Source organism: Streptococcus sp. 27098_8_22 (assembly GCF_041432415.1).
In the GTDB taxonomy this organism is placed as follows: Bacteria; Bacillota; Bacilli; order Lactobacillales; family Streptococcaceae; genus Streptococcus; species Streptococcus pseudopneumoniae_M.
The window spans coordinates 73,169-93,234 of the sequence record NZ_JAPVZP010000005.1 but is presented as its reverse complement, the minus strand read 5'-3'; the positions used below and the strand labels follow the sequence as shown (position 1 = coordinate 93,234).

The 20,066-nt window shown below is 41.3% G+C and carries 24 protein-coding genes; 22 read left to right on the top strand and 2 right to left on the bottom strand.

Annotated elements, in window-relative coordinates:
• Positions 1-60: 60 nt before the first annotated feature.
• From O3633_RS07050 to pflA, 12 genes are all read left to right on the top strand, one after another.
• Positions 61-1,488, top strand: coding sequence for an SseB family protein (locus O3633_RS07050; RefSeq protein WP_371620832.1), 1,428 nt, complete (start codon positions 61-63; stop codon positions 1,486-1,488).
• Between the two features lie 7 nt (positions 1,489-1,495).
• Entirely contained in the window at positions 1,496-1,831 is a 336-nt protein-coding gene (locus tag O3633_RS07045; protein ID WP_371620831.1) for a hypothetical protein, read from the top strand.
• Between the two features lie 191 nt (positions 1,832-2,022).
• The gene (locus O3633_RS07040; protein ID WP_371620839.1) at positions 2,023-2,736 is read left to right on the top strand and encodes a dimethyladenosine transferase; all 714 of its coding nucleotides are present in this window, start codon (positions 2,023-2,025) and stop codon (positions 2,734-2,736) included.
• Positions 2,737-2,755: 19 nt separating this feature from the next.
• On the top strand, positions 2,756-3,628 hold the full coding sequence (gene rsmA, locus O3633_RS07035) for a 16S rRNA (adenine(1518)-N(6)/adenine(1519)-N(6))-dimethyltransferase RsmA (RefSeq protein ID WP_371620830.1): 873 nt from the start codon (positions 2,756-2,758) through the stop codon (positions 3,626-3,628).
• Position 3,629: 1 nt separating this feature from the next.
• Positions 3,630-4,508 (top strand): ribosome small subunit-dependent GTPase A, encoded by an 879-nt coding sequence (gene rsgA, locus O3633_RS07030; RefSeq protein WP_371620838.1) that lies wholly within the window; start codon positions 3,630-3,632, stop codon positions 4,506-4,508.
• Positions 4,509-4,518: 10 nt separating this feature from the next.
• Positions 4,519-5,175, top strand: coding sequence for a ribulose-phosphate 3-epimerase (rpe, locus tag O3633_RS07025; protein ID WP_049529734.1), 657 nt, complete (start codon positions 4,519-4,521; stop codon positions 5,173-5,175).
• Positions 5,138-5,800 carry a thiamine diphosphokinase gene (locus O3633_RS07020; protein WP_371620829.1) on the top strand — a complete coding sequence of 221 codons (663 nt, stop codon included), beginning with the start codon at positions 5,138-5,140 and terminating at the stop codon, positions 5,798-5,800. Before rpe ends, O3633_RS07020 begins: the two co-directional genes overlap by 38 nt.
• Before the next feature lies 1 nt (position 5,801).
• Entirely contained in the window at positions 5,802-7,058 is a 1,257-nt protein-coding gene (locus O3633_RS07015) for a DNA recombination protein RmuC (protein ID WP_371620828.1), read from the top strand.
• Complete coding sequence (locus O3633_RS07010) at positions 7,048-7,989, top strand: 3'-5' exoribonuclease YhaM family protein (RefSeq protein ID WP_000703215.1); 942 nt, start codon at positions 7,048-7,050, stop codon at positions 7,987-7,989. The genes O3633_RS07015 and O3633_RS07010 overlap by 11 nt, the downstream gene beginning before the upstream one ends.
• A gap of 102 nt (positions 7,990-8,091) precedes the next feature.
• Positions 8,092-8,916: a pur operon repressor gene (gene purR, locus O3633_RS07005; protein WP_371620827.1), complete on the top strand. Its 825-nt coding sequence runs from the start codon at positions 8,092-8,094 to the stop codon at positions 8,914-8,916.
• A 72-nt stretch (positions 8,917-8,988) separates the two neighbouring features.
• Positions 8,989-10,242, top strand: coding sequence for a diaminopimelate decarboxylase (locus O3633_RS07000; RefSeq protein ID WP_371620826.1), 1,254 nt, complete (start codon positions 8,989-8,991; stop codon positions 10,240-10,242).
• A 133-nt stretch (positions 10,243-10,375) separates the two neighbouring features.
• The gene (pflA, locus tag O3633_RS06995) at positions 10,376-11,170 is read left to right on the top strand and encodes a pyruvate formate-lyase-activating protein (RefSeq protein ID WP_049529740.1); all 795 of its coding nucleotides are present in this window, start codon (positions 10,376-10,378) and stop codon (positions 11,168-11,170) included.
• Positions 11,171-11,245: 75 nt separating this feature from the next.
• Here the strand turns inward: pflA and yidC are convergent, their stop codons facing one another.
• On the bottom strand, positions 11,246-12,172 hold the full coding sequence (gene yidC, locus O3633_RS06990; RefSeq protein WP_371620825.1) for a membrane protein insertase YidC: 927 nt from the start codon (positions 12,170-12,172) through the stop codon (positions 11,246-11,248).
• Between the two features lie 77 nt (positions 12,173-12,249).
• On the bottom strand, positions 12,250-12,528 hold the full coding sequence (locus O3633_RS06985; protein ID WP_001174501.1) for an acylphosphatase: 279 nt from the start codon (positions 12,526-12,528) through the stop codon (positions 12,250-12,252).
• 33 nt (positions 12,529-12,561) lie between these two features.
• Between O3633_RS06985 and O3633_RS06980 the strand changes: the two genes are divergently transcribed.
• The 10 genes from O3633_RS06980 to O3633_RS06935 all read left to right on the top strand — a co-directional run bounded on the left by O3633_RS06980 (position 12,562) and on the right by O3633_RS06935 (position 19,888).
• Positions 12,562-13,305 carry a TrmH family RNA methyltransferase gene (locus O3633_RS06980; RefSeq protein ID WP_371620824.1) on the top strand — a complete coding sequence of 248 codons (744 nt, stop codon included), beginning with the start codon at positions 12,562-12,564 and terminating at the stop codon, positions 13,303-13,305.
• 53 nt (positions 13,306-13,358) lie between these two features.
• Positions 13,359-14,042, top strand: coding sequence for a Bax inhibitor-1/YccA family protein (locus O3633_RS06975; protein ID WP_371620823.1), 684 nt, complete (start codon positions 13,359-13,361; stop codon positions 14,040-14,042).
• A 97-nt stretch (positions 14,043-14,139) separates the two neighbouring features.
• Positions 14,140-15,132, top strand: coding sequence for an aspartate--ammonia ligase (gene asnA, locus O3633_RS06970; protein WP_371620822.1), 993 nt, complete (start codon positions 14,140-14,142; stop codon positions 15,130-15,132).
• A gap of 60 nt (positions 15,133-15,192) precedes the next feature.
• Positions 15,193-15,732 (top strand): 16S rRNA (guanine(966)-N(2))-methyltransferase RsmD, encoded by a 540-nt coding sequence (gene rsmD, locus O3633_RS06965; RefSeq protein WP_371620821.1) that lies wholly within the window; start codon positions 15,193-15,195, stop codon positions 15,730-15,732.
• Entirely contained in the window at positions 15,722-16,210 is a 489-nt protein-coding gene (coaD, locus tag O3633_RS06960; protein WP_371620820.1) for a pantetheine-phosphate adenylyltransferase, read from the top strand. Before rsmD ends, coaD begins: the two co-directional genes overlap by 11 nt.
• Positions 16,194-17,231 carry a SepM family pheromone-processing serine protease gene (locus tag O3633_RS06955; RefSeq protein ID WP_371620819.1) on the top strand — a complete coding sequence of 346 codons (1,038 nt, stop codon included), beginning with the start codon at positions 16,194-16,196 and terminating at the stop codon, positions 17,229-17,231. The genes coaD and O3633_RS06955 overlap by 17 nt, the downstream gene beginning before the upstream one ends.
• Before the next feature lie 56 nt (positions 17,232-17,287).
• Positions 17,288-17,518, top strand: coding sequence for a DUF1146 family protein (locus O3633_RS06950; protein ID WP_000615324.1), 231 nt, complete (start codon positions 17,288-17,290; stop codon positions 17,516-17,518).
• 25 nt (positions 17,519-17,543) lie between these two features.
• Positions 17,544-18,830, top strand: coding sequence for a UDP-N-acetylglucosamine 1-carboxyvinyltransferase (gene murA / locus O3633_RS06945; protein ID WP_070460789.1), 1,287 nt, complete (start codon positions 17,544-17,546; stop codon positions 18,828-18,830).
• Complete coding sequence (locus O3633_RS06940) at positions 18,823-19,011, top strand: DNA-directed RNA polymerase subunit beta (protein ID WP_371620818.1); 189 nt, start codon at positions 18,823-18,825, stop codon at positions 19,009-19,011. Before murA ends, O3633_RS06940 begins: the two co-directional genes overlap by 8 nt.
• A 46-nt stretch (positions 19,012-19,057) precedes the next feature.
• Entirely contained in the window at positions 19,058-19,888 is an 831-nt protein-coding gene (locus tag O3633_RS06935) for a DNA/RNA non-specific endonuclease (RefSeq protein ID WP_060956212.1), read from the top strand.
• Positions 19,889-20,066: the final 178 nt, after the last annotated feature.

Sequence of the window (20,066 nt, the reverse complement as noted above, 5' to 3'; positions counted from 1 at the left end):
GCAAGCATTAGAAAAGTGCTCCACAGGATTAGCCTTGTGTGGAGTTAATGAGGAAAAGTTATGGGAATCTTTGATTTTTTAAAAAAGACGGAAACTGCAGAGGTAGCTGAAATCACTGAAGCACAGAATGAAATAGATGAATTTAAAAACAATGCATGTATTGGAGTTTTAGATTTGTTCCCAATGAAGGAAACGAATCAATTATTGATCGTTGGGAGTTTAGAAGGGACTCTCAAGGTTGGAGATCAGTTGCAGTTTTGCAATCCTGACCAAGGAATGGAAAGTCTTGGTACTATAGAGGTTAAAAAGCTTAGCAGTCAAAACAAAGATACAGATAGTCTTACTGATGAAGTTCTCGCACATCTAGTGGTTGATATGGATCCTTCCTTGACTAAACTTAAAAAGGGAAGTGTCCTCTTTAGTTCAGGTGTTGATGAAGAACAAACATTATCTAGCTATTCAGATGCTCTGTATCGTGCTTTTGTAGCCATCCAAGAGGGGCAGTTGACCAATGAGGACTATTTGGCAGCTAGCCTTGATGACAGTGTAGAGATTTTACGTCTCTTTTTATGGAAATGTCGTCAAAATCAGGAAACTGAAAGTGAAGAAAGCTATCAAGCCAATACTCGCAAGTTGGAAGGTCTAGCGGAAATCGTTAAAGATAAGCTTTTAGAAGCAGATGCAGTTTATGCAGTTTATTCAGAAAAAACAGGCGAACCTTACCTCTTTTCAACTACTTATGATAGAGGTGAGGAAGGTTATCTGTGTACTGATCCCATGATCATGCTTTTGACACCATCTTGGTATCGCCAATTCAAGGAAACCATTGATAGCCGACCAAACTCAGTCGTCAAACTGATTGAAAATACGGAAGATAAAAAAGGAATTGAGAATTTCCTTGGGACAGCCTTTTACTTAAATGGTGCCTTGGGAGCAATCTTTAATTCCAAGGAAGTCAGCATCAGCGCCTCTGCCTTAGTCCAAAAACCAGATTTTTCTGATTTACCAGAAATACAAGTGCCTGTCATGAATCCTGACCTGGTAAGATGGATGCTCTTGATGGGGCAGATGGATCAACCGACTACAGAAGAGCAAGAACTAGTTTATGGGCTTTACTACAAGTTCTTCTCTATGGCTATGCCTAAAGCAAAATTCCTAATTCCTTTAGATGCTGCTTCGGAATTTAAGGACGATAGTCAAGAAGGAAGCTCCTTTGTCTTGGAAAAAGATTCTAGTTTCAACATTCCAGTCAAAGAAGGAAAAGATGGCAGAAATTCTGTTCCAGTATTTACTGATTGGAAACGTCTGCGAATGGTCTTTGATGAAAAATGGAATGGCATGATTGAAGAAGCAGGAGGCATGATTGAAGTTTTTGATTATGCCATTAATCCAACGGAATACTATGAAGCGGGTGCTTATGTTAGTCTGACAGCTTTTAAAGATATGCAAAAGCTCAGTGAGGAACTAGAAGGCAGAGCTAACGGTTAAACAAAGAATGAAAATACGAGTTGATAGAGATTCTGTCTGTATGGGGGATGATGTCCTGTCTCATGAGATGGAATTTGATGTTCCTGAAGATATGACGGTGAAAGACTTTTTTGATTTTTTAGAAAAGGAACGTTATTTGCCGTCTATCCAAGGAAATAATGTGGCCTGGGAACTTCGAAATCGAAATGGGGAACAAGGTGTTTATTTCACTAAAACAGGAGAGATTATCCATCAAGATGAGGTATTAAAAGAAATGTTAGAAGGACTTACTGAGACTCCCTTATTTGTTTTGCTCTATCATTACACCCCGGAAGCATACTACATTAGTAAAGAGAATAAATGAGAATTGCAGATGATGACCTGACCAAGGTTAAACTGGTCATGTAGTGTTATCGTCCCTTGGTGCTTTTATGAAACATCTTTTTCAATGAAGTCTAGGTTTTTGATTGGGGATGAAAAATTGGAAACTTTATAGTTTTATCTACATCCTACTTGAACCACTAACCTTTTTCAAAGATTTTGAAAGGAAATGATATGGCAAATAGAAGTTATATTTACTTAAAAAGCGAAGATGAAGCTCGTATTCTAACAAAGGGAATTTACACAATACCTTATTTTTGGCAATTGTTTTGGGATGAAGAAGATTTAAAAGCTTCTATTGCTCTCTGGAAAACAGCAGAAAAACTCGAAGAAGATGAAGAGCAAGCAGAAAAGTTTTACCAAGAGCAGAATGTAGATATCTTGCTTCCCATTGAAAAATTCCGGCAAAACGCCCTCCAAAACCGGTCTTTTTTAGAAGAAAATGTCCCACAATCCGTGCAACTATATGATGCCTTTGTTCGTTATATTCTTGCAAATGTCAAAGATGGTGATGTACTCGGATTTGATCTTTTGGATGTGGTTTTTATGGATCAAGTGTCTGTAGTCGCTGATAAACTGTTAAAAAATATCCGAGCTGTTCAGGAAAACCAGCCAAAAGATTTGGATTTTTCTCTAACGGATAAGAACTTAATAGGCCTTGCTATGGGCTTTCCTGATTATTATGCTTCAGAATTATTGCCAGAAGACAATATTCTAGATTCGGGTGCCTATCAGGATGAACTGAAGAAAATGAATCCCCAAGAAGATAAGAAAGTGCTTGATATGACTGGATCTGATTCAAAAGGGAATAAGCCTCGTGTTCTTTTAGTGTTTTGGATTTTGTTGGCACTAGGAATGATGTGGGTTTTATATATTATTTTTAGCTAATAAATAGAAAAGAGAATAAATGAGAATTGCAGATTATAGCGTGACCAAGGCAGTGCTGGAGCGTCACGGTTTTACCTTTAAAAAGTCCTTTGGGCAAAATTTTTTGACGGATACCAATATCCTTCAAAAAATTGTGGATACGGCTGAAATTGATGATCAGGTCAATGTCATTGAGATTGGGCCAGGTATTGGTGCCTTGACTGAATTTTTGGCTGAGCGTGCAGCTGAAGTCATGGCCTTTGAGATTGACCACCGTTTGGTGCCAATCCTAGCAGATACCCTGCGTGATTTTGACAATGTGACCGTAGTCAATGAGGACATTCTAAAAGTTGATCTAGCGCAACATATCCAGAATTTCAAAAATCCTGATTTACCAATCAAGGTAGTAGCAAACTTGCCTTACTATATCACAACCCCTATTCTCATGCACTTAATCGAGAGTGGCATTCCTTTTAGTGAGTTTGTGGTTATGATGCAAAAAGAAGTGGCGGATCGTATCTCTGCTCAACCAAATACCAAGGCTTATGGTAGCTTGTCGATTGCAGTTCAGTATTATATGATGGCCAAGGTTGCCTTTATCGTGCCTCGTACAGTATTTGTACCAGCGCCCAACGTGGACTCAGCTATCTTGAAAATGGTACGTCGCCCAGAACCAGCTGTGTCAGTTGAAGATGAGAACTTCTTCTTTAAAGTTTCCAAGGCTAGTTTCACCCATCGTCGTAAGACCTTGTGGAACAACTTGACGGGATTCTTTGGGAAAACCGATGAAGTCAAGGATAAGCTGACCAAGGCTTTGGACCAGGCAGGCTTGTCACCAAGTGTACGTGGTGAAGCTCTTGGCTTAGAAGAATTTGCTAGTCTAGCAGATGCGCTTAAAGGACAAGGACTCTAAGATGCAGGGACAAATCATTAAAGCCTTGGCCGGTTTCTACTATGTGGAAAGTGATGGTCAAGTTTATCAAACACGCGCGCGTGGGAATTTCCGTAAAAAAGGCCATACACCCTATGTTGGAGATTGGGTAGAATTTTCTGCAGAGGAGAACTCAGAAGGCTATATATTGGAAATTCATGAACGAAAAAATAGTCTGGTTCGTCCACCCATTGTCAATATTGACCAAGCCGTTGTCATTATGTCCGTTAAAGAACCTGACTTTAATAGTAACTTGTTGGATCGGTTCTTGGTTCTCTTAGAACACAAGGGCATCCATCCTATCGTCTATATTTCTAAAATGGACTTACTAGAGGATAGTGAAGAACTGGATTTTTACGAGAAAACCTATCGTGCTATTGGTTACGACTTTGTGACTAGTAAGGAAGAACTCTTGCCCTTGTTGACAGATAAAGTGACAGTCTTTATGGGGCAAACAGGTGTTGGTAAGTCAACCCTTCTTAATAAAATTGCACCTGACCTCAATCTCGAAACAGGAGAAATCTCAGACAGTCTGGGGCGTGGTCGCCATACTACTCGAGCTGTTAGTTTTTACAATCTCAATGGTGGGAAAATCGCAGACACGCCAGGATTTTCATCACTGGATTATGAAGTGACAACAGCAGAAGACCTGAACCAGGCCTTTCCAGAGATTGTCTCTGTCAGTCGCGACTGTAAGTTCCGTACTTGTACGCATACCCATGAGCCTTCCTGCGCGGTCAAACCAGCAGTAGAAGAAGGTATTATTGCGAGCTTCCGTTTTGATAACTACTTGCAATTCCTCAGTGAAATTGAAAATCGTAGAGAAACCTATAAAAAAGTCAGCAAAAAAATTCCAAAATAAGGAGAAACCTATGTCTCAATACAAGATTGCTCCGTCAATTCTGGCAGCAGATTATGCCAACTTTGAACGTGAAATTAAACGCCTAGAAGCAACTGGGGCAGAATACGCCCATATCGATATCATGGATGGTCACTTTGTACCTCAGATTAGCTTTGGTGCAGGTGTGGTCGAAAGCCTTCGCCCCCATAGCAAGATGGTTTTTGATTGCCACTTGATGGTCTCTAATCCTGAACACCATCTAGAAGATTTTGCGCGTGCAGGGGCAGATATCATCAGCATTCACGTAGAGGCAACACCTCATATCCATGGCGCTCTTCAAAAGATTCGTTCTCTAGGTGTCAAACCATCGGTTGTTATCAATCCTGGAACACCTGTTGAAGCGATTAAGCATGTCCTTCATCTAGTTGATCAAGTTTTGGTCATGACAGTTAATCCTGGATTTGGTGGGCAAGCTTTTCTGCCAGAAACCATGGATAAGATTCGTGAGTTGGTGGCCCTTCGCGAGGAAAAAGGTTTGAACTTTGAAATTGAAGTCGATGGCGGAATTGATGATCAAACCATTGCTCAAGCCAAGGAAGCTGGTGCAACAGTTTTTGTAGCAGGGTCTTATGTCTTTAAGGGAGATGTCAATGAACGAGTGCAAGCTCTCAGAAATCAACTGGACTAAAGCTGCAGTTTTTGCAGGGGGAGACCGCGGTCACTACCGGACAGATTTTGACTGTTTTGTCGGTGTGGATCGAGGCTCACTCTGGGTATTGGAAGAAGGACTTCCTCTTGCTTTAGCAGTTGGGGATTTTGATTCTGTGACTATGGAAGAGCGTCAGTTGATTCAAAAGCGTGCTCATCACTTTGTCCAAGCCCAGCCGGAAAAAGATGATACGGATCTGGAATTAGCACTTTTAACGGTTTTTGAAAAAAATCCTCAAGCTCGAGTGACCATTTTTGGTGCCCTAGGTGGTCGCATCGATCATATGCTGGCCAATGTCTTTCTACCCAGCAATCCCAAATTGGCACCCTATATGCGCCAAATAGAGATTGAGGATGGGCAAAACTTGATTAGCTATTGCCCAGAAGGGACCAGTCAGCTAGAACCACGTTCGGACTATGATTATCTGGCCTTTATGCCGGTTCGGGATAGTCAGTTGACCATTATCGGTGCCAAGTATGAACTGACAGAGAAAAATTTTTTCTTTAAGAAAGTTTATGCTTCTAACGAATATATAGATAAGGAAGTTTCAGTGACTTGCCCAGATGGCTATGTGGTCGTGCTGCATAGCAAGGATAGGAGGTAGGATGGAGAGTTTGCTTCTTGTATTATTAATTGTTAACCTAGCCGGTCTCTTTCTTATTTGGCAAAGGCAGGACAAGCAGGAGAAATATCTGACCAAGAGCTTGGAGGATCAGGCAGATCATTTGTCAGACCAGTTGGATTACCGCTTTGAACAAGCCAGACAAGCTAGTCAGCTTGACCAAAAAAATCTAGAAGTGGCTGTTAGTGACCGTTTGCAGGAGGTGCGACTTGAATTGCACCAAGGCTTGACTCAGCTTAGGCAGGAGATGAATGAGAATCTTCTCCAAACAAGAGATAAGACTGACCAACGCCTTCAGGCCTTGCAGGAATCAAATGAGCAACGCTTGGAACAGATGCGCCAAACGGTTGAGGAAAAGCTAGAAAAGACCTTGCAGAAACGCTTGCAGGCCTCTTTTGAGACAGTTTCCAAGCAACTGGAATCTGTCAATCGTGGCCTTGGAGAAATGCAGACGGTGGCGCGTGATGTTGGTGCGCTAAATAAAGTTCTTTCTGGAACTAAAACGCGAGGAATTCTAGGAGAACTACAACTGGGACAGATCATTGAAGATATCATGACACCTGCCCAGTATGAACGAGAATTTGCAACAGTTGAAAACTCTAGTGAACGTGTGGAATACGCCATCAAGTTACCTGGACAAGGTGATCAGGAATATGTCTATCTACCGATTGATTCTAAGTTTCCACTGGCAGATTATTACCGTCTGGAAGAAGCCTATGAAGCAGGTGACAAGGACGAGATTGAGCGCTGTCGTAAGTCTCTCCTAGCAAGCGTCAAGCGTTTTGCTAAGGATATTAAGAGTAAGTACCTGGCGCCACCTCGGACAACCAATTTTGGAGTCTTGTTTGTTCCGACAGAAGGACTCTATTCAGAAATTGTTCGAAATCCGATTTTCTTTGATGATTTGAGACGGGAGGAGCAAATTATCGTTGCAGGTCCAAGTACCTTGTCGGCTCTTCTTAACTCCCTATCGGTTGGTTTCAAGACTCTAAACATTCAAAAAAGTGCCGATCATATTAGTAAAACCCTAGCTAGTGTCAAAACCGAATTTGGCAAGTTTGGTGGGATTCTGGTCAAGGCACAAAAACATCTCCAACATGCCTCTGGCAATATTGATGATTTATTAAACCGTCGTACTATAGCTATCGAGCGAACGCTTCGTCACATTGAGTTATCAGAAGGTGAGCCTGCGCTTGATTTGCTCCAATTCCAAGAAGATGAGGAAGAATATGAAGATTAGTCACATGAAGAAAGATGAGCTTTTTGAAGGCTTTTACCTGATCAAGTCAGCTGACCTGAGACAGACACGTGCTGGGAAAAACTACCTAGCCTTCACCTTCCAAGATGATAGTGGAGAAATCGAAGGGAAGCTCTGGGATGCTCAACCCCACAATGTTGAAACCTTTACAGCAGGGAAAGTAGTCCACATGCAAGGTCGTCGTGAAGTGTACAACAATACCCCTCAGGTTAATCAGATCACCCTTCGCTTACCTCAGCCTGGTGAACCCAACGACCCAGCGGACTTTAAGGTTAAATCTCCAGTAGATGCCAAAGAGATTCGTGAGTATATGGCGCAGATGATTTTTAAAATTGAAAATCCAATTTGGCAGCGAATTGTTCGGAATCTCTACACCAAATATGACAAGGAATTCTACTCCTATCCAGCTGCTAAGACCAACCATCATGCTTTTGAGACAGGTCTTGCTTACCATACTGCTACTATGGTTCGTTTGGCAGAAGCGATAGCAGATATTTATCCTCAGCTCAATAAGAGTTTGCTCTACGCGGGGATTATGTTGCACGACCTGGCCAAGGTTATTGAGTTAACAGGTCCCGACCAGACAGAGTACACAGTAAGAGGAAACCTTATTGGTCATATTGCTTTGATTGATAGTGAAATTACCAAAGCGGTAATGGAGCTTGGCATTGATGATACTAGAGAAGAGGTTGTACTTCTTCGCCATGTCATTCTCAGTCATCATGGTCTCCTTGAGTATGGTAGTCCAGTTCGTCCTCGAGTGATGGAAGCAGAAATTATTCATATGATTGATAATCTGGACGCAAGCATGATGATGATGACAACAGCTCTGGCCCTTGTTGATGAGGGAGAAATGACCAATAAAGTCTTTGCTATGGACAATCGTTCCTTCTATAAGCCGAAATTAGACTAGAAACTAAAAAAATGAACTTTATTTAGGCAATAAAGTTCGTTTTTTTGCTTTAGTGTGATATAATGAGAAAAAGACTAAATAAAAAAGAATGGTAAAAATATAATGAAATTAAGAAGAAGTGATCGGATGGTTGTCATTTCCAATTACTTGATTAACAATCCATACAAATTAACCAGTCTCAACACTTTTGCGGAAAAGTATGAATCTGCCAAATCGTCTATTTCTGAAGACATCGTCATCATTAAACGGGCCTTCGAAGAAATTGAAATCGGGCATATTCAAACGGTGACAGGTGCTGGTGGTGGTGTTATTTTTACACCATCGATCTCTCCCCTTGAGTCTAAAACGATTATCGAAGAGCTTCGTGATAAACTTTCAGAGAGTGACCGCATTCTTCCAGGTGGCTACATTTATTTGTCTGACCTATTGAGCACTCCAGCTATTTTGAAAAATATCGGTCGCATTATTGCCAAGAGCTTTATGGATCAAAAGATTGATGCTGTTATGACTGTTGCGACCAAAGGGGTTCCGCTTGCAAATGCAGTGGCAAATGTCCTCAACGTACCATTTGTCATTGTCCGTCGCGACTTGAAAATCACTGAAGGTTCAACTGTTAGTGTCAACTATGTTTCAGGTTCTAGTGACCGTATCGAAAAGATGTTCCTTTCAAAACGTAGCCTCAAAGCAGGAAGTCGTGTCTTGATCGTCGATGACTTCTTGAAGGGTGGAGGAACCATTAACGGGATGATTAGCCTCTTGTCTGAGTTTGATTCAGAGTTGGCTGGTGTAGCTGTCTTTGCTGATAATGCGCAAGAAGATCGTGAACAACAGTTTAGCTACAAATCCCTCTTGAAAGTCACAAATATTGATGTGAAGAACCAACAAATTGCTGTTGAAGTTGGAAATATCTTCGATACAGAAAAATAAGAATTGACTTGAAATACAAAGGTTGGAACTTTCGTCCCAGCCTTTCTTTGATAATGAATATGAAGGAGTCCTATGAAAACACCATTTATTAAACGTGATGCCTTAGAAAAGATTGTTGAGGAGTTTCCAACCCCATTCCATCTTTACGATGAAAAAGGTATCCGCGAGAAAGCACGCGCAGTAAACAAAGCCTTTTCTTGGAATAAGGGCTTTAAAGAATACTTCGCAGTTAAAGCAACCCCAACCCCAGCTATTTTGAAAATCTTACAAGAAGAAGGGTGTGGAGTGGATTGTTCTAGTTATGTCGAACTCTTAATGAGTCATAAACTAGGATTTGCAGGTTCCGATATGATGTTCTCATCTAATAATACTCCAGATAGAGAGTATGCTTATGCGCGAGAATTGGGGGCGACGATTAATTTAGATGCCTTTGAAGATATCGAGCATTTGGAACGTGCAGCAGGCATTCCTGAGATTATCTCTTGCCGGTACAATCCTGGTGGCGTATTTGAACTGGGTACGGACATTATGGATAATCCTGGTGAAGCTAAGTTCGGGATGACCAAGGAACAGCTTTTTGAAGCCTTTGCTATCCTGAAAGAAAAGGGAGCTAAAACCTTTGGGATTCATTCCTTCCTAGCTTCTAATACAGTGACCCATCTCTACTATCCAGAATTAGCACGTCAGCTTTTTGAATTGGCAGTAGAAATCAAGGAAAAGTTAGGTATTTCACTGGATTTTATCAATCTTTCAGGTGGTATCGGGGTTAACTATCGCCCAGATCAGGAACCAAATGATATCGCTGTGATTGGTGAGGGAGTTCGTCAGGTTTATGAAGAAGTCCTCACACCAGCAGGACTTGGTCAGGTTAAGATCTTTACAGAACTAGGACGTTTCATGTTGGCACCTCATGGAATTCTAGTCACAAAAGTAACTCATAAAAAGAAAACCTACCGTACTTATCTAGGAGTAGATGCGTCAGCTGTCAATCTTATGAGACCAGCTATGTATGGTGCCTACCATCATATTACTAACATGATGCATCCTGATGGTCAGACTGAAGTGGTTGATGTTGTTGGTTCACTTTGTGAAAACAACGATAAGTTTGCAGTTAATCGTGAACTACCTCAAACAGAAATTGGTGATTTGTTAGTTATTCATGATACAGGTGCGCATGGCTTCTCTATGGGCTACCAGTACAATGCCAAGCTTCGTTCGGCAGAAATTCTCTATACAGAGGACGGTGGAGCACGCTTGATCCGCCGAGCAGAGCGACCAGAGGATTATTTTGCGACTCTCTATGGCTTTGATTTTGACAAGGATTAATAAATATTTTGAAAATCATGAAAGTTGAAAGTGAAAAACAGATTGTTTTCTAAAAAATAGGCAAAATCTGTGGTTTTTCTTTTCAGTCATGGTATAATAAAGACTATAAAACGTTTTCAAGGAAGGTAACGATATGTCTGAGGAAATAATTGACTATGGACAAGTGACAGGAATGGTGCATTCGACAGAGAGTTTTGGGGCGGTAGATGGCCCTGGAATTCGTTTTATTGTCTTTTTGCAAGGCTGTCAGATGCGTTGCCAATACTGCCATAACCCTGATACTTGGGCTATGGAAACCAATAAATCTCGTGTACGAACAGTAGATGATGTTCTAGAAGAAGCGCTTCGTTATCGTGGTTTCTGGGGAGACAAGGGAGGTATCACAGTCAGCGGAGGAGAGGCCCTCTTGCAGATTGATTTCTTGATTGCCCTCTTTACCAAGGCAAAAGAAAAGGGTATCCACTGTACCTTGGATACTTGTGCCCTTCCATTCCGTAACAAACCACGCTATCTAGAAAAGTTCAACAAGTTAATGGCCGTGACAGACTTGGTTCTTCTTGATATTAAAGAAATTAATGATGCTCAGCATAGGATTGTAACCAGTCAAAGTAATAAAACTATTCTAGCTTGCGCCCAGTATCTTTCAGATATCGGAAAACCAGTCTGGATTCGTCACGTTCTTGTACCTGGTTTGACAGACCGAGATGAAGATTTGATTGAACTTGGTAAGTTTGTAAAAACTCTCAAAAATGTTGATAAGTTTGAAATCTTGCCTTATCACACTATGGGTGAGTTCAAATGGCGTGAGCTTGGAATTCCGTATTCACTTGAAGGAGTTAAACCTCCAACAGCAGATCGTGTCAAGAATGCTAAAAAACTAATGGATACAGAAAGCTATCAAGATTACATGAAACGTGTACATGGATAAAAAAGAAGCCTGATGGGAACATCGGGCTTTTGTGATATAGAAAAGGCTCAGCATTTAAGCTAAGCCTTTTAGTTTTTATCTCGAATGTTGTTTTCCAGCATTGCGTTTTTTGCTTTTCTTCTTGTTAGAAGTTGTGATAGCTGTTGCTGGTTCAGGGGTTACATCTTTACGAGTGCTTGAAGTTTTGCTTGCTTTTGGTGGGTTCTTAGCAAATTCTTCGCGTACTTTTTTGCGAAGTTTTGGACGAATGATGTAGTTGACGATGAATTGTTGAAGAATCATCATGAAACCACCGACAACCCAGTAAAGTGTAACGCTGGCTGGTGAGAAGACAGAGAACACGACAATCATGAGAGGGCTCATATAGAGCATCTTCTTGATTTGTTCTCTTTGAGTTTCATCCTCAACTCCATGTAAAGAAAGGAGTGATTGAAGATAGTAAAGGATACCAGCAAAGACAACCAAAATCATACTTGGTGAGCCTAGAGGAATTCCTAGGTAGCTTGCTTGGGCAACTCCTTCAGTATGTTGGGCAGCAAAGTAGATAGCAGAGAAGAAAGGCATTTGAATGAGGATAGGGAAACATCCCACGCCGCCAAACATGCTGATGCCGTGCTCTTTTTGAGCAGCAAAGAGAGCTTGTTGGGCTTCTAGTTTTTCTTCTTGAGTCGTTGCTTCTTTCAGACGAGTTTGATGTGGCTCAAGGACATCTTTGAGGGCGTTCATCTTCTCAGAGTGAAGGGTCGCCTTCCATGATTGGTAGATACCAAGTGGAAGGATAAGCAAGCGCACGATAATGGTTACGATGATAATACCAACACCGAAGCCGAGACCTTGATTATTAGCGAAGTATTTGATAGCTTCAGCCATAGGCGCTCCGATGGTATTCCAGATAAATCCGGTTGGCTGACCTGTTGCTTTGTCAACCTGAACGCAACCTGTTAAGACTAATAGCATAGCCACTCCCATGACTGAGAAGGCGATTCGTTTAATTGATTTCACTGTTTTTATTCCTTCTTTAAAAATTATACCTTTCTATTCTACTGTTTTTTTGGAAAATATACAATAGTTCTAGAGACTTAATTTGCGACTTTGAAGTCTGAATAAGATGGAAAGTTACTCAATTGAACATCAAGATAGGTTACTTTAGAGAATGGGGTAGGGCCTTTTCGAATCTCTTGGATAAATTTGGCCATGATGGCTGAAGACTCTGCTTGGGCAAGAATTTCAACGGTTCCGTCATCGTTATTCCAGACACGCCCCGTAATGCCACCTAGTTCTAGAGCTAGAGTATAGACACCCCAGCGGAAGCCCACTCCTTGGACGCGACCTTGGGCGATCATTTTAACCTTTTGCATACCAAACCTCCTTGATTGTGTTATAATATTTCTATGACTATTATAACCTCTAAAGCCAATTCTGTGGTGAAAAATGCCAAAAAATTACATCAAAAAAAATATCGGAAAACCTCATATCTGATTGAGGGATGGCATCTGTTTGAAGAAGCTGTTCAGGCTGGTGCAAAGATTGAGAAAATTTTTGCTCTGGTAGAGTATGGAGATAAACTGGTAGACTATCCTCAGACTGTCCTTGTGACAGAAGAAATCTTGCTCGATTTAGCAGATTCTCAAACGCCTCAGGGCATTGTTGCCATTGTTCAAAAGGAGGAGGAGGAGCATTTACCAGATTTGAGTCGGGGGAAATATCTTTTCTTAGAAGATGTGCAGGATCCTGGAAATGTGGGGACCATGATTCGGACGGCAGATGCGGCAGGTTTTTCTGGAGTCATCGTTTCCAGCAAGTCAGCAGATATCTATAGCCTTAAAACGCTTCGCTCCATGCAAGGAAGTCATTTCCATTTGCCGATTTATCGCATGTCTGTTGAAATATTCGTTGAAGAGGCTAAAAAGAATCACCTGCCCATTTTAGCAACCACCTTGTCACAAAACTCTAAAGATTATCGTGAACTGGCTCGGTTAGAAGATTTTGCCTTGGTCATGGGAAATGAAGGTCAAGGGATTAGTCCATTCATGGCAGATCAAGCAGATCAACTGGTTCACATCAGCATGAAAGGGCAGGCAGAAAGCCTCAATGTCGCCATTGCTGCAGGTATACTCATGTTTTATTTGAGTTAAATGATTTAATTTTTGTTATAATCAGTAAAAAGATTTCATAAGGAGAAAAAGATATGAATCAAACAATTATTCAAGAACGTTCAGGTTTGAATCAATTTTATGCAAAAGTTTATGCTTTTGTAGGAGTTGGGATTGCCTTATCCGCACTTGTTTCAGCCTTAATGTTAACAACCTTCCAAGATTTACTTGTTCAGTTGATGCTTAATGCCCGCATATGGCTAATCGTAACAGGAGTAGTTGAAGTTGCTCTTGTAATTGCAGCCAGTAATATGGCTTATAAAAATAGCCCAGCAGCTCTTCCGATGTTTCTCATCTATTCAGTAGTGAACGGTTTTTCGCTGAGTTTCATCGTATCGCTCTATCTTCCAGGAACAGTTTTGACAGCCTTTATCTCTAGTGCAGCCCTCTTCTTTGTCATGGCTATCATAGGAGTCGTCATCAAAAAGGATTTGAGTGGTATCGGACGTGCTTTGATTGCAGCCTTGGTAGGTCTCATTTTAGCTATGATTGTCAATGTATTTTTAAACAGTGGTTTCTTCGACTACATTATCAGTATTGTCATGGTTCTTGTTTTTGCAGGTTTGATTGCCTGGGATAACCAAAAGATTCGCTATGTTTATGAAGAATCAAATGGTCAAGTCGCTACAGGTTGGGCAATTTCTTTGGCGCTTAGCCTCTACCTTGACTTTATCAACCTCTTCCTTAGCTTCTTGCGTATCTTTGGAAGTGACGATTAATACTTTTAGAGCTCAAATGGGCTCTTTTTTTAAACTTTTACTTTTATTTTTACTGGTAAAAGGGTATAATCATCTTATTATTCAAAAGGAGAGATGTATGAAGAAAAGTTTTATCCATCAACAGGAAGAAATTTCCTTTGTAAAAAATACCTTTACTCAGTATTTGAAAGATAAATTAGAAGTTATAGAAGTGCAGGGACCAATCTTGAGTAAGGTTGGGGATGGGATGCAGGACAACCTTTCAGGGATTGAACATCCAGTTTCTGTTAAGGTTTTGCAAATCCCAGATGAAACCTATGAGGTAGTGCATTCCCTTGCTAAGTGGAAACGCCATACCTTGGCCCGTTTTGGTTTTGGTGAGGGGGAAGGACTCTTTGTTCACATGAAGGCCCTTCGCCCAGACGAAGATTCCCTAGATGCGATTCACTCAGTCTATGTAGATCAGTGGGACTGGGAAAAGGTCATTCCTAATGGGCAACGCAATCTAGCCTATCTTAAAGAAACGGTAGAAAAGATTTATAAGGCTATTCGTTTAACAGAGTTAGCAGTAGAAGCACGCTATGATATTGAGTCAATTTTGCCTAAGCAAATTACCTTTATCCATACAGAAGAGTTGGTAGAACGCTACCCAGACTTGACACCAAAAGAACGTGAAAATGCCATCTGTAAGGAGTTCGGTGCTGTCTTCTTGATTGGTATCGGTGGAGAATTGTCAGATGGAAAACCTCATGACGGACGTGCACCAGACTATGATGACTGGACAACTGAGTCTGAAAATGGCTATCATGGCTTGAATGGGGACATCCTTGTTTGGAATGATAATTTGGGTGCAGCCTTTGAATTGTCTTCAATGGGCATTCGTGTCGATGAAGATACTCTCCGTCGCCAAGTAGCTATCACAGGAGACGAAGACCGTTTAACTTTAGAATGGCATAAGGCTCTCCTAAATGGACTTTTCCCATTGACAATCGGTGGAGGAATTGGTCAATCTCGTATGGCTATGTTCCTGCTTCGTAAGAAGCACATCGGTGAAGTCCAAACCAGTGTTTGGCCGCAAGAAGTGAGAGATACTTACGAAAATATTCTTTAATCAATCGAGCCGTAAGGTTCGATTTTCTTTTTTTGATAAGAATTTGGTATAATAGACGTTATGAAAATCGTATCAGGAATCTACGGTGGGCGTCCTTTAAAGACGCTGGACGGTAAAACGACAAGGCCAACATCAGACAAGGTTAGGGGCGCTATTTTCAATATGATTGGCCCTTACTTTGAAGGCGGGTGTGTGCTAGATCTTTATGCTGGCAGTGGCGGTCTATCCATCGAGGCAGTCTCAAGAGGAATGTCCAGTGCCGTTCTGGTTGAGAAGGATCGTCGAGCCCAGAATATAGTCGCAGAAAATATCCGAATGACCAAGGAAACCTCCAAGTTTCAATTGTTGAAAATGGAGTCCAGCCGTGCATTGGAGCAGGTCGATGGTGTCTTTGATCTTGTTTTTTTGGACCCTCCCTATGCAAAAGAACAGATCGTATCCGACATTGAAAAAATGGCAGAGAGAAATCTTTTTTCAGAGGATGTCATGGTGGTATGTGAGACCGATAAATCAGTAGAACTTCCAGAAGAAATCGCTTGTTTGGGTATCTGGAAGGAAAAAATATATGGGATTAGTAAGGTGACGGTTTATGTCAGATAAGATTGGGCTATTTACAGGTTCCTTTGATCCGATGACCAATGGACATTTGGATCTTATTGAGCGTGCAAGTAAGCTCTTTGATCAATTGTATGTAGGGATTTTTTATAATCCCCATAAAATAGGATTTTTACCGATAGAGAGCCGAAAGAAAACTGTTGAAAAAGCAGTAGCACATCTCAACAATGTTAAAGTTATAGCTTCTCACGATGAATTAGTCGTTGATGTTGCTAGAAGATTAGGTGCAGAGATCTTAGTGCGTGGTTTACGCAATGCTACGGATCTTCAGTATGAAGCTAGTTTTGATTTTTACAACCATAAATTAGCGGGAGAAATGGAGACAATCTATCTCCACAGTCGGCCGGAGCATGTTCACATCAGCTCTTCAGCTGTGAGAGAACTATTAAAATTTGGTCAAGATATCAGTGAGTATGTACCAAATGCTGTCCTAGAGGAGTTAAACAATGAAGAAAAAAACTAGATGGCCCTTATATCTCATTATTGGGCTCATTATCACTTTTATAGCTTTTACGGTGCCCCTGCCATATTATATCGAGGTGCCAGGAACTTCTGAAGATATTCGAAAGGTTTTACAAGTTAATAACCAACCTGACCAAGAGGAAGGTTCCTACCAATTTGTGACGGTTGGAGTTAAGCACGCCAGAATGGTTGACTTGTTTTATGCCTGGCTAACACCTTTCACGGATATACATAGTGCCAAAGAGATGACGGGTGGCTCGTCAGATGCAGAATTTATGAGAATCAACCAGTTTTACATGGAAACTTCGCAAAACATGGCCAAATATCAAGGCCTGAAGACAGCGGGTAAGGAAATTGAGATCAAATATCTGGGTGTCTATGTTTTGACTGTAACAGATAACTCGACTTTCAAGGGAGTTCTTAATATTGCTGACACCGTAACCGCTGTGAATGATAAGACTTTTGAGAGTTCCAAGGAGATGGTTGACTACGTTAATTCTCAAACTCTAGGTGATCAGGTTAAGGTTACTTATGAGGAGGATGGAAAAGTTAAGACTGCCGAAGGAAAGATCATTACTCTAGAAAATGGGAAGAATGGTATCGGAATCGGTTTGATTGACCGCACAGAAGTATCTAGTGATGTACCAATCAAGTTTTCAACTGCTGGCATTGGTGGTCCTAGTGCTGGGATGATGTTTAGTTTATCCATCTACACGCAAATTGCAGATCCCACTCTTCGAAATGGACGCATCATTGCGGGTACAGGAAGCATCGATAGAGATGGCAACGTAGGTGACATTGGCGGAATTGATAAAAAAGTGGTTGCCGCAGCTAAAAAGGGAGCAACTGTATTCTTTGCTCCTAACAATCCAGTAACTGAAGAAGCTAAAAAGTCAAATCCAAATGCCAAGAGTAACTATGACACAGCTCTAGAAGCAGCTCAAATGATTAAAACAGACATGAAAATCGTTCCAGTCAAAACGCTTCAAGATGCGATTGACTATTTGAAAAACAATCCCTAAACAGTAGGCGAATCCCTAAACTAGCTTAGAAAAAAAGAAGATGGTATAATAGGCAAATGATTCAATTGTTTTTTACCCTTAGTAGTCATATGTTTTTTGTCTACCTAGTCTTTCAGCTCTTGAAAGATTTGGTCAGATGGGATCAAATTTTGAAGGTGACAAAGGATAATGCGAAGAAGGTTCGACTCTTGGTAGTATTGTGTAGTATCGGTTTAGGATATCTGATTAGTTCCTTTTTCCTAAATCTCTACCAACTTTGGCAAGAAGCAGTTAGAACACTATTCTAAAATTGTAAGTGAAGGAAAATACTCTATGGAAAAAATTGTAGTTCAAGGTGGCGATAATCGTTTGGTTGGAAGTGTTACCATCGAGGGCGCAAAAAATGCAGTTTTGCCACTGCTTGCAGCAACTATTTTAGCAAGTGAAGGAAAAACAGTCTTAAAAAATGTTCCTATTTTATCTGATGTTTTTACCATGAATCAGGTGGTTCGTGGATTAAATGCGAAAGTAGACTTTGATCAAGAAGCACATATTGTTGAAGTTGATGCAACCGGTGATATCACAGAAGAAGCTCCCTATAAATATGTCAGCAAGATGCGTGCTTCTATTGTAGTATTGGGGCCAATCTTGGCTCGTGTAGGACACGCAAAGGTTTCTATGCCAGGTGGCTGTACGATCGGTAGTCGTCCGATAGACCTCCACCTTAAAGGACTCGAAGCAATGGGGGCTGAGATCACCCAAACGGCAGGTTATATTGAAGCTAAGGCGGAACGCTTGCACGGTGCACATATCTACATGGACTTTCCAAGTGTAGGTGCTACTCAAAACTTGATGATGGCAGCAACTCTTGCTAACGGCGTAACTGTCATTGAAAATGCTGCGCGTGAACCTGAGATTGTCGACTTGGCTGTTCTCCTAAATAAAATGGGTGCCAAAGTCAAGGGGGCAGGAACAGAAACTATTACCATTACTGGTGTTGAACAACTACACGGTGCAACCCACAATGTTGTGCAAGACCGTATTGAAGCAGGGACCTTCATGGTAGCAGCTGCCATTACAGGTGGAGATGTCTTGATTCTGGATGCTATCTGGGAACACAATCGCCCCTTGATTGCTAAATTACAGGAAATGGGTGTTGAAGTCATCGATGAGGACGAAGGAATTCGTATTCGTTCTCAACGTGAAAAATTAAAGGCTGTCCACGTTAAGACACTTCCACATCCAGGATTTCCGACAGACATGCAAGCGCAGTTCACTGCTCTGATGACTGTTGCTCAAGGTGAGTCAACCATGGTAGAGACTGTATTTGAGAATCGTTTCCAACATTTAGAGGAAATGCGTCGTATGGGCTTGCACTCTGAAATCATCCGTGATACAGCCCGTATCGTCGGAGGACAGCCTCTCCAAGGTGCAGAAGTTCTATCGACAGACTTACGTGCCAGTGCAGCCTTGATTTTGACAGGCTTGGTAGCTGAAGGTGAAACAGTTGTAGGAAAGCTTGTCCATTTAGATAGAGGTTACTACCGTTTTCATGAAAAATTAGCTCAGTTAGGAGCTAAGATTGAACGGGTAAGTGTGGAAGCTGATGAAGATGAATAAACGATCCAAATATGTCTTACGTCGCTTAATCTTAGTAATTGTAGTATTACTACTAGGAGTCTTAGCTCTTGCTATTGGTTTGATGATTGGCTATGGTATTCTAGGAAAAGGTCAAGATCCTTGGGCTATTTTAGCACCAGCAAAATGGCAAGAACTCATCGCAAAATTTACAGGAAAATAGGCTGGGAGACCAGTCTTTTTCTAGGAAGTGAAATGAAGGAGAAAGTATGAACAAAAAAACAAGGCAGGCCCTAATTGGCCTCTTGCTCTTTTTGCTCTTGTCAGCAGGAAGCTACTATATTAAACAAATGCAGTCTTCCAACACTGCACCACAAACACAAGTAAAACAAAAATCACAGTCGTCTGATACTCCAAGTCAAGAACTGGCTGAAAGTGTACTGACCGATTCAGTTAAAAAACAAATTAAGGGTACTCTAGAGTGGAATAGCGCAGGAGCCTTTATCGTCAATAACAATAAAACCAATCTAGACGCCAAGGTTTCAAGTAAACCCTATGCGGATAATAAAACAAAGACTGTAGGAGGAGAGACAGTTCCCACAGTAGCGAATGCAATCATGTCAAAAGCGACCAGACAGTACAAGGACCGTGAAGAAACTGGCAATGGTTCAACATCTTGGACGCCTGCGGGTTGGCATCAGGTTAAGAATCTAAAGGGAAGTTACAACCATGCGGTCGATAGAGGGCATTTGTTGGGCTATGCCTTAATCGGTGGTTTAGATGGCTTTGATGCTTCTACTAGCAATCCTAAAAACATTGCCGTACAGACAGCTTGGGCCAACCAAGCGCGTGCAGAAGATTCTACAGGCCAAAACTATTATGAAAGTCTGGTTCGAAAAGCTCTAGATCAAAACAAACGAGTGCGTTACCGTGTGACGTTGCTCTATGCGTCTGAGGAAGACTTGGTGCCGTCCGCATCGCAGATTGAAGCCAAGTCCTCTGATGGGGAGTTGGAGTTTAATGTCGTTATTCCAAATGTCCAAAAGGGAATTCAGTTAGATTACCGAACAGGTGAGGTCACAGTCACAAAAAATAGCTAATTGATCAAGAGGTTGAGGAAAAATCCCAACCTCGTTTTTTATTAGTCATGAACTGTAGAAACGATTGCTTGTTTTTTGCTCTTCTGATTTTAAAGAGCTTTTTTGAAGATTCACAAGGCTTGAACTAGGGCGTCGAGACTTGGATTGCAGCTCTCTATTCAGCGCCCCTTTATCATAG